General features: G+C 38.4%; 8 protein-coding genes. 1 reads left to right on the forward strand and 7 read right to left on the reverse strand.

What is annotated here, in order from left to right; all coding sequences use genetic code 11:
- The 6 genes from AAC037_RS08695 to AAC037_RS08720 all read right to left on the reverse strand — a co-directional run.
- Nucleotides 1-555 (reverse strand): SUMF1/EgtB/PvdO family nonheme iron enzyme (locus tag AAC037_RS08695; RefSeq protein ID WP_339902617.1); only part of this gene is annotated, 555 nt, incomplete at its 3' end.
- A 442-nt stretch (nt 556-997) separates the two neighbouring features.
- Nucleotides 998-1,927, reverse strand: coding sequence for a hypothetical protein (locus AAC037_RS08700; RefSeq protein WP_339902618.1), 930 nt, complete (start codon nt 1,925-1,927; stop codon nt 998-1,000).
- A gap of 5 nt (nt 1,928-1,932) precedes the next feature.
- Nucleotides 1,933-3,393 (reverse strand): MBOAT family O-acyltransferase, encoded by a 1,461-nt coding sequence (locus AAC037_RS08705; protein WP_339902619.1) that lies wholly within the window; start codon nt 3,391-3,393, stop codon nt 1,933-1,935.
- Nucleotides 3,394-3,556: 163 nt separating this feature from the next.
- Nucleotides 3,557-6,376: an excinuclease ABC subunit UvrA gene (gene uvrA, locus AAC037_RS08710; protein ID WP_339902620.1), complete on the reverse strand. Its 2,820-nt coding sequence runs from the start codon at nt 6,374-6,376 to the stop codon at nt 3,557-3,559.
- A gap of 148 nt (nt 6,377-6,524) precedes the next feature.
- On the reverse strand, nt 6,525-8,624 hold the full coding sequence (locus AAC037_RS08715) for a PA14 domain-containing protein (protein WP_339902621.1): 2,100 nt from the start codon (nt 8,622-8,624) through the stop codon (nt 6,525-6,527).
- Nucleotides 8,625-8,757: 133 nt separating this feature from the next.
- A complete protein-coding gene (locus AAC037_RS08720) occupies nt 8,758-10,335 on the reverse strand; it encodes an AAA family ATPase (RefSeq protein ID WP_339902622.1) in 1,578 nt (525 codons plus the stop codon).
- Nucleotides 10,336-10,458: 123 nt separating this feature from the next.
- On the opposite strand from AAC037_RS08720, the gene AAC037_RS08725 reads away from it, so the two are divergent.
- Nucleotides 10,459-11,538 carry an endonuclease/exonuclease/phosphatase family protein gene (locus AAC037_RS08725; RefSeq protein WP_339902623.1) on the forward strand — a complete coding sequence of 360 codons (1,080 nt, stop codon included), beginning with the start codon at nt 10,459-10,461 and terminating at the stop codon, nt 11,536-11,538.
- A 53-nt stretch (nt 11,539-11,591) separates the two neighbouring features.
- Here the strand turns inward: AAC037_RS08725 and AAC037_RS08730 are convergent.
- A partial coding sequence (locus tag AAC037_RS08730) for a sugar phosphate isomerase/epimerase (RefSeq protein ID WP_339902624.1) occupies nt 11,592-12,097 on the reverse strand: 506 nt, incomplete at its 5' end.

A 12,097-nucleotide genomic window follows, 5' to 3' on the forward strand; every position in this document is an offset into this window, starting at 1 on the left:
CAATTGAGACGGGTCGTCTCCAAAGAAGTATTTGGTGTTGGTGCCGGCACGAGCGGCATATTCCCATTCTGCCTCTGTAGGCAGACGGAAAAATACTCCGGTTTTGAGATACAACCACCTGCAAAACTGAATGGCCCCATATTGGGTCATGGCTATCGCTGGTTTGTGCTCTTTTCCCATGCCGAAGGTCATGTCCAAATAGGGAATAGAAGGCCTTGTCAAACCATCAATTTCAGGTGTCAAGGGGCCTTCACTTGAGGAAGCCTCAAAGCTCTTGTCTAAAAATAATTCATAAAGATCCCAAGTGGTCTCATGAGAAGCCATCCAAAACGGATCTATCTTTACCTCGTGAACAGGGGCTTCGTCTGATGCGCCATCACTACTTCCCATTTTGAAGCTTCCTTCAGGTATAGGTACCATATCGAAGGAGATTCCTGTTCCGGGAATTTCTTGTGAGTAGGGCTCAAAGTTCTCAATAGATTGATAAGCGCTTGCAACAAACAAGACCGATGAAATAGAACCCAAAAATAAAGTTCTTTTTAATAATTTTAACATGGATTAGGCTTAGGTATTCGTTACGTTAATTACTGTTATTTTACTTCAATTTTTTATAAAAATTAATTGGATGCTTAAATTACCTTAATTTTTTAAATATTGAAAATTTCAGGCATTTAGACATTATTTTCCATCCCAAAAAAAGGATAGGCGGTATATAAGCTTACCCCTGAAATATACAAAAGACCTTCACTAACAGAATGAAATCACTTCAAAATCATGCCTTTGGTTCCGGTTTTCACATTCACCATCTTACTTCGAGGCTAAAATTCCCAGGTAATCTGATTTTCTTTTGATTGCGAGCCTCCCTTAGAAAGTTCATGACATTCTATTGTATAAGTTCGGGTTAAAAAAATGGTGTCTCGATCTTATTTTGAATGGTTTAATGGTCAGGTTTATATAAGGAATCAAGAGCAATCGATTCCTCGCTTAATTATTCGAATTAATCCAGCCATTTCTTTTTATAAAGTATGGAATGCTGAGGAGAATAACTTCTTATTTCTTTCTCAATTAGCCTTGCAACCTGTGCATTAAAATGTACCGGGTCTCTGAAGTTATTTTCATCAACTGTTAATTGAGAAGAATTGAAATCAAATACATCACCTATGGTGAATAAGTCATGTTTAAACTTAGCTTCAAATTCTTCTAATTCATACTTGGTCAATACTTCATGGTAGTCTTTGTGAAGTGGAGGGATCCAGAATATCAGCTTAATACCCTCTTCTTTACAATGGATTGCAATTTCTGTCAATTGCTTATGGTATTCCTCCGGGTAAGTAATGTTTTTGTAAAATTTGTCAGTCCCTTTCAATTTTTTCCTCCAAAATTGTTCTTTTGCTCCCGGTAATTCAACTTGAGGTTCGCTCTCTTCTTCACTTTGATTAGTTTCAGTTATTATAGCAAAGGTGGCATCGAACGTATACTTATTAAAGGCGTAGGTAAAAAAATTGCTTTTTCTGTTTATGGTCTCTTCTACCCAAAACCGACGATTGTATTTATTGTACAAGTTTAAGTTGATTCCTATCAAAACTGTGTCGGGTTTTTCAATTTCTCTGGCCCACCAAAATGATTGAATGACTTCTTTTAAACTTGCGCCCCCATAAGCCAAATTGGACCAGGTTGCACTGTCCATGGCATCGTAAAGCCCATTGCTTCTTGAGTCACCCAGTACCCAGTTTTTCTTGGGTTTGTTTTTAAAATCGATCATTTTATAAAGGTGGGGCTCAATGTGCATAGCAATGGCTTTTTTCTTCTCTTCACTGGTAATTCCAAAGCCATTTAAATAATTGAAAGGGTCAATTAAGGCAATTAAACAGCTATATAGCACAAAAGGAATTACAAAATAGAGGCTATTTTTTATAAATCTTTTCATGGTGCTTAAAATTGAAAATAAATGAATTCTTGCTGAACGCCATTCATGATAAAGCAAAATATGATAATCACGTAGTAAAATGCCCACCTTACCGTTTTAGGTAATTTTTGAGGATTTAGTTCGAGTCCATGATTCTTTTCTCGTTGTAACCATTCTACAAGAATGAAGCCTATTAATAAAAAGAAAAGATAAATCAGGTGATTACCGGTGTTCATGCTCCAAAAATCTTGGATGGGTAAGACAAAGAATTTTGGTGAAAAGATGATAGATAAATAGTCAAATGCCATGTAAAGGCTGTCTGCTCTGAAAAATATCCAAGCAATAACGGTAAGAAGAAAAGTGATACCCATTTGAAAAGTTTCTCGAATACTTGGCAGGTATTTGCCAGCTGCTACTGTGTCGGAAGTATGCACTCTGTTCTTTTTGGTCAACAATAATGGTAGATAAAAGGCGGCATTTAAAGCACCCCAAAAAAGAAATGTCCAATTGGCTCCATGCCAAAAACCACTGACAATAAATATTATGAATATATTCCTAATGGCATGGCCTCCCCTGCTTCCTCCTAATGGAATATAAAGGTAATCCCTAAACCAAGTGGAAAGAGAAATGTGCCACCTACGCCAAAATTCTGCAATGTCTCTTGAGAAATAAGGGAATGCAAAATTCTTTTTTAAATCAAATCCGAATAGCCGAGATGTGCCAATCGCAATATCTGAGTAACCGGAAAAATCGCCGTAAATCTGAAAGGCAAACAGTATCCCACCCAAGAATAAGGTGAAACCTGAATAAGATGTGTAATCATTGAAAATGTCGTTTACATAGATCGCGCAATTGTCTGCAATTACAATTTTTTTGAATAAGCCCCAGAGTATTTGCCTTAAGCCGTCACTGGCTTTGGTGTAATTAAAACTTCTATTCTTGAAGAATTGGGGTAATAGATTTGTGGCCCTTTCAATTGGCCCTGCAACAAGCTGGGGAAAAAAACTGACATAGGCAAAAAATGCAATAGGTTCTGAGACAGGAGCCATTTTTTTGCGGTACACATCAATGGTGTAACTCATCGTTTGAAAAGTATAAAAACTGATACCAACCGGTAAAATAATATTTAGCCTTGAAGGATCCATCGAATTGCCGAATAGGGTAAAAGCATTAGCAAAACTATCTGCGAAAAAATTATAGTATTTAAAAAAGCCTAGAAATCCAAGGTTAACAGCCAAACTAATAAACAACAGGAACTTTCTCTGATTAATGTTTTGGCGTTTGCTGAGTTGCATCCCAATTAAGTAATCAACCAAGGAGCTAAAAAATATAAGTGATAAAAAACGATAACCCCACCAGCCGTAAAAGACATAGCTGGCGAACAATACCCATAGGTTTTGAAGCTTTAAATTCTTCTGGAAGACAAACCAATAAATGAAAAATACAATCGGTAGAAAAATCAGAAATTCAATTGAATTGAATAACATGGCAATAGGAATTAGGTAGTTTCAAAGGATTTGTTTAGGCTCCTTAAAAATACCATTTAAAAGAGGCCTAAATTTTATATATAGCACAAAACTATGTATAAAATTCATTTAAATCACTTTTTGTGTAGAAAAAATAAATCTATTCCTATATATATTTATATTATTAGGCCTTGCTGAGCTCCACGAGGTATTTTCCTGTATAATTATTTTCTTCCTTCATTAAATCTTCTGGTACACCTTCGAAAATTACATTGCCCCCTTTTTCCCCGCCTTCTGGCCCTAAATCAATCACCCAGTCTGCAGCCATAATTACCTCTGTATTGTGCTCAATTATTAATACGGTATGTCCCTGATCGATCAGGGAATTAATAGAAAATAGTAATTTTTTTATGTCATGAAAATGAAGCCCGGTAGTAGGTTCATCGAAGATAAAAAGAATTTTATCCTTATTTTTTGTGTCATTTTTTCCTAAGAAAGAAGCGAGTTTAACCCGCTGTGCTTCGCCACCACTTAAGGTATTGCTGGATTGTCCCAGTCCTATATAACCCAAACCAACCTCTTGTAAAGGTCTTAATTTTTGAATGATGCCCTGCTTCTCAATGAAAAAATCCATGGCTTCATCAATGGTTAAGTCCAGAACCTCGGATATATCTTTGCCTTTGTATTTGGCATCCAGGATTTCATTTTTAAAGCGCTTTCCTTTGCAAGATTCGCAGGTAAGGTAAATGTCAGCCATAAACTGCATCTCGATCTTCTGCGTTCCTTCTCCTTGGCAGGCTTCACACCTGCCACCATCTACATTAAAACTGAAAAATGCAGGTTTATAACCTCTTTGCTTGGAAATAGGAAGTTCTGCATACAGCGCCCTAATTCCATCATATGCCTTGACATAGGTGACGGGGTTTGACCTAGAGGACTTCCCTATTGGATTTTGGTCTACAAACTCAATCCGATTTACGTTTCTATAATCTCCATCAATTTTATCAAATTTCCCCGATTCTTCATTTACACTACCCAGTATTTTTCCTAAAGCTGGGTACAATACTTTTTTTACCAGAGTAGATTTTCCTGAGCCACTCACACCTGTCACTACAGTCAATACTTCTAAAGGTATTTTTACAGTGATATTTTTGAGGTTATTCTCTCTGGCGCCTTGAATCAAAATATATTCCTTCCATTTTCGGTTGTGCAACTTGACATTGATGGACTCTTCTCCACTAAGGTACCGAGATGTATGCGTATTGCCTGCGTCCATCAGTTCCTTTAAGTTACCCTGGAAAACCAATTCTCCGCCATGTACGCCTGCATCCGGACCTATGTCGATGACTTGATCGGCAGTAAGGATAATTTTCTCTTCATGCTCCACCACTATCACCGTATTTCCCAAGTCTCTAAGCGCTCTTAATACCGTAATCAAACGCTCCGTATCTCTTGGGTGTAGCCCTATACTTGGCTCATCTAGAATGTACATGGAACCCACAAGTGCGCTGCCCAAGGAAGTTGCCAACTTAATCCGTTGAAACTCACCTCCGGAAAGAGAGGATGTCAATCTGTTTAGGGTTAAATAACCCAGGCCTACCTGGTCAAGATACTCCAACCTGTTGATGATTTCTTTGAGTAATCTTTGGGATACGTTTTTTTCTGTTGCAGTAAGTTCCATAGACCTAAAGAAAGGCAGGGCTTTATCAATAGGAAGTAAAACCATATCGGTGATGGATTTTCCTGAGATTTTTACGTAAGAAGCATCTTTTCTAATCCTGGTTCCTTTGCAGTCCGGACAAACGGTCCTCCCTCTAAACCTGGAAAGCATCACCCGGTATTGAATCTTATGGAGTTTGCTTTCAAGAAAAGCAAAAAAATCATTTAAGCCTTTGAAATATTTATTTCCCGTCCATAATACAGCCTTGTCTTTCTCGTCCAAGTCTTCATAAGGCCTGTGGATTGGAAAATCAAACTTTATCCCATCTTTTAACAAAGGTTGTAACCATTTTTTGGTGGTCTCCCCACGCCATGGAGCAATAGCTCCTTCAAAAATAGAAATGGACTTATCGGGAATGACCAAATCAGGATCAATTCCCAATATTGAACCAAAGCCCTCACAAGTTCTACATGCACCATATGGATTATTGAAGCTGAAAAAGTTGACGGTTGGTATTTCAAAATGCAAACCATCCAACTCAAATTTATCACTAAAGGACCTGGAGGCAATATCCGGAATAATAACCTTGCATTCTCCCAAGCCTTCAAAAAAGGCAGTTTGCACACTGTCTGCGATTCTAAACTGGTTGCCTTCATCCTCTTTCATAACGGATACCCGGTCTACAAGTATCTCAAAGTCCCCTTCAGGTAATTTTTCCAATTCAAGTAAATCCTCCACAAATGATACCTGACCGTCAATAAGCACCCTGGTAAACCCTTTCTGTAACAAAATCTCCAACTCTTTCTCTTTTGCTCTTTCCGGATTAAAATGAAGCGGACAACTGATCATTACCTTGGCTCCTTCATCGAAACTGTGGATGTAAGCGACCACATCAGTTACGGTATGATGTTTTACTTCTTCCCCACTTATGGGAGAGATGGTTCGCCCTATTCTACTAAATAATAGCTTGAGGTAATCGTAAATTTCAGTGGTAGTACCAACCGTAGATCTTGGGTTTTTGGTGTTTACGCCTTGTTGGATGGCGATGGCAGGGGATACACCTTTGATGTACTCTACTTCGGGTTTTTCCATCCTTCCCAAAAACTGTCTGGCATAGGAGCTAAGGCTCTCTACATACATTCTTTGGCCTTCTGCAAATAACGTGTCAAATGCCAGAGATGACTTTCCTGAACCTGATAAACCGGTTATGATAATCAGTTTATTTCTGGGAATGGCTATGCTCAGGTTTTTGAGATTGTTGACCCTTGCATTCTTTATAATTATAAAAGATTTAGGATCCAGATGCTCGAGTGAAGTGTTTGTATTGACAGTAGTTGTACCCATAATGTGCAAAGATACCAACCCAACCCTACAAATGATAAAATGTTATTAAAAAATTAAAAAGCCGGCATCCTTTGTTTGAATGTCGGCTTCTTAAAAATGGTGCGATTGCCACCAATAAGCTCATTAAATCTATTCTTATTCTTCAAACTTATCGTTTCATGATTTTGTAAGTTTTCTTTGATTTCTCAGTTTGGATAGTTACCAGATAGTGATTGCTTGGGAACTGTCGCATGTCTATTTGATACCTGTTGTCACGCACTTTTTCGAGTAGAGGGTTTGCCCTTACTCTCTGATCTTGGCTGGTTAGCTCTACGCTTAGTATGGCCTCTTCAGAATCAACGAATAACAAATTGTTTTCTACCCTGATTACGTCTGAATAACTGAAAGTATCATCCAAATCCACTTGTTTGATTCGGTAAAAAGTAACATCGTTGGTAATGGAATGGTCTGCAAAATCATAGTACACTTCTTGGTTGCTGTTGCCTTGCGCTTCTATGGTTTCTCCGAAGATCTCCCAAGAAAAACCATTATGAGACCTTTCCAATATAAAATGACTGGTATTTTTTTCTTGAAGAGTACTCCAGTTCAGGCAATTTTTCTCACCGCAAGACTGTCCTAGAAAATCTCCCCACTCCAATGGCAGAACTAGCAGGGTTTCCTCATAGTCAAAAGAAATGGATTGATCACCACCTAATTCATAGTAATCTAGAATTAATTCTAATACCCCTGCTTCCAAAATCTCCATTTGATAAGTATCCCCCGGAGCCTCTTTTTTTCCACCTTCTTTCGTCCATTCATCAATTACAGCCACTCCGTCGATTGACAACCTGTATCCATCGTCTCCATTTACATAAAAGTCGTAAGTTCCCGGAGACACATCCAAGCGCATTCTGTATTGAACCGTGAAGTTAGAAGTCTGGCTGGTACAACCTACGCCAGAAGGAAAGCTTTGATTGAATTCAGCATCTTCAAAAACCCTTCCGGCATAATTAGAAGTAGCGAAATTCCTAGGTGCATCATAGGTATGACCGATCCACTCATTGTCACCAAATTCAGTTCGGTCTAAATCAGGAATAGGATTCATGATTACTTCCAATACATTGGTAAACACATCTACATCTGTACTTACCCCTTCATCGTCCACGATGGTATTGGTTGCACCTCTTCTATAGTACCTTGTTCCTGTCCAGCTATCGTCCTGATAAGCAGGGATGTCATAATCTTTGCCGGTAGCACCGGGGATGGTGGTCCAAACAGTGGATTCATCATTGGTGGTGGCATACTGCCAAAAGTATTCGGTTACCTCCCCATCTTCAAATACCGCAGGACCTAAGGAGCTGATAATGGTTGGATCCGGGTTAATTCCACAAAAAGTAACTGATCCGGAGGCATCATTACCCATTTTTATTTCACCCGGGCCAAAGTACAATTCAATATTGAAAGAAAATCTATTGGCTCCATCATTTTCATAATAGTTCAATGTCATGTACCATTGTTGGGTGGTTTCCATTTCAATATAATAATTTCTGATATTGTCTTCGTATATGAAATTATCAACACCGTCATACAATAGCGTATCTGATTCGTTCTTTACCCAGTTATTGTGAATCAGGTCATTTCCATTTACATCCACAGCACCACTTGAACTAGCGTTATCAATGTCTGAAAACATACTGAAATGAGAGCCGTCATCACTCCCTATGCTAATGCGGTAGATCCCATTGGCTTGGGGAATATACCTGCCACGCATATGCACGCCAAATAAATTGAATTGGGTATCACATCCTCCGGGCGTAGAAGGGTCTATTCCGGTTTGAAAAAACAATGAATCTGAGGAATAGCCATCACCGGGGTTGGGATCACTGAAATAAGTATCGAAATTTACCCCTGAAACCGGAAGGAAATTGTTTCCATCCCTACGTAGCATGCCCTTATATTGACCGCCTACACCACTATCATCTGGATATTTCTTTTTAAACTCAGACGGCTCGTTATGACCTGCATTTGCACCATTTGGGTTGTATTCTTCGGTCAATTGGTAAACATAGGCATTCCATACACCGGTCGGATAACCATTTTCCCAAGAATTATCATCACGCCATGGTTTCGTAAGTGTCTCAGGTTCAGTATTGGTACAAGCCAATTGACCATAACTTTGACCTGAAATGACTAAAAACAATATGATGGATAAAACTACGCTGTTAAAATAGCTTTTGTCCTGATTTGCTCCTCTCAAAATCCCCTCCATTCTTAAAAATATTTAATGTTGACAAGGCTCTTAAATTGCTGTTAAAATACAAATTTATGCATTTGAGATTAATAGGCAAGCAAAATGGAGAAAAAATTTTTATAAAATGCTAAAAAAGTTATTTAAAATTCATTTATCTGTCTTTATTTTTCTGATCTAGTTTAGGTTTTAACTGTAGAAATTGATTGAATTTTGCATAACTTGTGATGTCATGAATACTTTGAACTTCATTAAAAATAGCCTTGGCTTTGTTTAAATCCCCTTTTCGGTAAGCGTCGAAGGCATAAGGCAACGAAGCAAAGGCTCGTTGAAGCCTTAAGTCTTCTTCAATCTGCCCTTCCTCTTGTCGTTGAAGGCTGAAATTCAAACTATCGGAACTTACCAAGACACTTTGCATCCCAATGGGATTTTTGAGAACCAATCCTTCCAAATCTGTGCAGCGACTAAGGGCCACATATACCTGACCCGCTTCAAATGAGCGGTCAATGTCTACTATACATTTTTCAAAGGTAAGTCCTTGGCTTTTATGGACGGTTATGGCCCAAGCAAGTTTTAACGGAAACTGAGTAAACCTGCCTATAACTTTGGCATCTACTCTTCGCTCTGATTCATTGTATTGGTAATCTACATTTTCCCAAACTTCTCTTTCCACCTCATAAAAAGTACCATTGTTCGCCTCCACAAGTATTTTGTTATCATGCATTTCCATTACTTTACCAATCATCCCATTGTAATAGTTTTTTTCTGCATTGTTGCGCATAAAAATCACCTGAGCACCTACTTTCAGCCTAATATCTAATGGTTCAAATGGGGCCATGTTTGGAGGGAAATCATCTTCAATGCTGGCTTTGTAGATCCGCTCTTCGCTTTCTATAAGTTCAAGTTTCCTTTTGTTGATCTGGAGGATATTATGATTATGGGTACCCAGTATAATATACCCTTGATCCAAGAGATCAAAATGATAATCATTTGCTCGCTGATTCAGAAAATGGATGTCTTCAAAGGTATGCCGGCTTTCTCTAATTCTATTCAATAGGTTTTTAAACGTGGCATCTTTTTGACGGTATATTTTTTGAAGCTCAATGTGAAAAGGCATCAGTTCTCTAAAACCAAAAGAGCTAAAGAAAAAACGATTTTCATATTTGCCGGATAATAAGGACCAGTCTTTGTCTTTTACCACCGGGGGCAACTGAAAGGGATCGCCTATTAAGACAAGCTGCACACCTCCAAAAGGCAAATGCTGTTTTTTTCTAAACACCCGGAGGATCTGATCCAGGATATCCAGAATCTCTACACGTACCATGGAAATTTCATCAATAACAAGAATATCCAGGTTGCGAATTACAGACAAGCGGCTCTTGGTATATTTGAAAGTGTCGAAGATATTCTGCTTGGATCCTTTGGGGGATAGCCTATGGTCTCCTGGGAGGAATATTTGTCTGGGATCAATTTTAAAAAAGCTATGAATGGTTTTCCCTTTTGCATTGATGGCAGCCACTCCGGTAGGAGCCACAACCACCATGCTTTTGGTCGCATTAAATTTTCTTAAGGTATGCAGAAAGGTGGTTTTACCTGTGCCTGCTTTTCCTGTCAAAAATAATGATTTGTTGGTGTACAGGGCAATTTCTAGTGCCTGAATAAAGGGTTCATTGGTCATGTCCAATCCTTTGGCTTCAAATTCCTGGCGAAAAAATGATTTTAAGAAAGACATGAGGCAAAATGTTTGTTAAATTGAGGCTTAAAATTATTAATTATTTTCCCGCTTTGGTATATATTGTAAATATTTCCTAAAACAAAAATACCTTTTGGGTATGGAATTTAACCTCCTTATTAAATGGAATTGGTTTTAAATATCTTCAAATTTATATTAAGTATCATTTGTGTTTTCGCTGTCATCGCTTCAAAGTTAAAGTTAAGCAATTGGTGGATAAGGGTTTTTGACTTTCCCAGAATACAGTTATTGATTATGGCCACTATGGCAATAGCAATATATGTAGTCCCTGCGCTATCCTTTAATGCATTGAATATTACTGGCTTTTTGTTGGTGGTCTTTTCATGGTTTTATCAGGCAAGAAAGATTTTTCCTTATACCTTACTGGCCAAAAAAGAAGTAAAAAGAGATAAAAAAGCCTCTCCTGATAATGAAATAGGGATTTTAGTAAGTAATGTGCTTACACCCAATAGACATGTAGAAAAGTTGATCAAGCTAGTTAAAAAAAAGAAACCCAACTTGGTTTTGACCCTTGAGTCGGACAAATGGTGGGAAGATCAATTGAAAGTTATAGAAAAAGATTATAAACATCAGGTGAAGATTCCCTTGGATAATCTTTATGGGATGCATCTATACTCTAATCTAGAACTGGAAAATACAAAGGTGCATTATTTAGTAGAAGATGATATCCCTTCCATTCACTCCAGTGTCATTTTACCTTCAGGTAAAGCCATTCAAATCCACTGCATCCATCCTGAGCCACCCAGTCCTACCGAGAGTGATACTTCACTTTCTCGGGATGCAGAGCTGCTAATTGTTGGAGAAAATGTAAAAGATCCGGGGCTGCCCACTTTGGTTTTTGGTGACCTGAATGATGTTGCCTGGTCGAGAACCACCCGCTTGTTTCAAAAAATCAGCGGACTTTTGGATCCTAGAAAAGGAAGGGGCTTTTTTAATACCTATAATGCCAAATACTTTCCGTTTAGATGGCCACTGGATCATATTTTTCATACCGAAGATTTCTTGTTGAGGGAGATAAAACGGCTACCCTCCATCTCCTCAGATCATTTTCCAATATATATCAAACTTAAATTAAAACCTGAAAACGATCAGGATGATAAAAAAGAGGCACTGGAAGAGGATGAAAAAGACTGGAAAGAAGATACCATTGATAAAGCCAATCCTAAGATTTTAACCATTTAATAAGCCGGAAAAAAAAGCCGTATTGTTGGCAAACAATACGGCTTTTTTGAAGCTTAATAGGCTCTAAATGGAATGTACTGGCGCAGGTAATTTCTAGCGGTTAAAATAGCCATATTTACATCGGCTTCTGATTTTTCGTAGGCTTTATCCTCCACTTCAATGCAGCAGGGCCCCCTATACCCTACATCCGTAAGGGCAGCAAAAAACCTCCCCCAAGGCACATCTCCCAACCCGGGTATTTTGGGAGAATGATACTCCAGCGGATTGGCCAGAATGCCTACTCTGTTAAGCTTTTCTTGGTAGACCTTTACATCTTTAAGGTGAATGTGGTGCAATCTTTCCTTGTAATCATAAATGGGCTGTACTGGGTCCATTTGCATCCAAACCAAATGAGAAGGATCGTAATTCAACCCAAAATTGGCATCAGGAATTATATGAAACATTTTGTCCCAAATGGCAGGAGAAATGGCTAGGTTTTTACCTCCGGGCCATTCATCATCTGTAAAAAACATCGGGCAATTTTCTATCCCTATTTTAATGCCTTTCGCTGATGCATGCT

This window comes from uncultured Cyclobacterium sp. (genome assembly GCF_963976465.1).
Lineage (GTDB): Bacteria > Bacteroidota > Bacteroidia > Cytophagales > Cyclobacteriaceae > Cyclobacterium.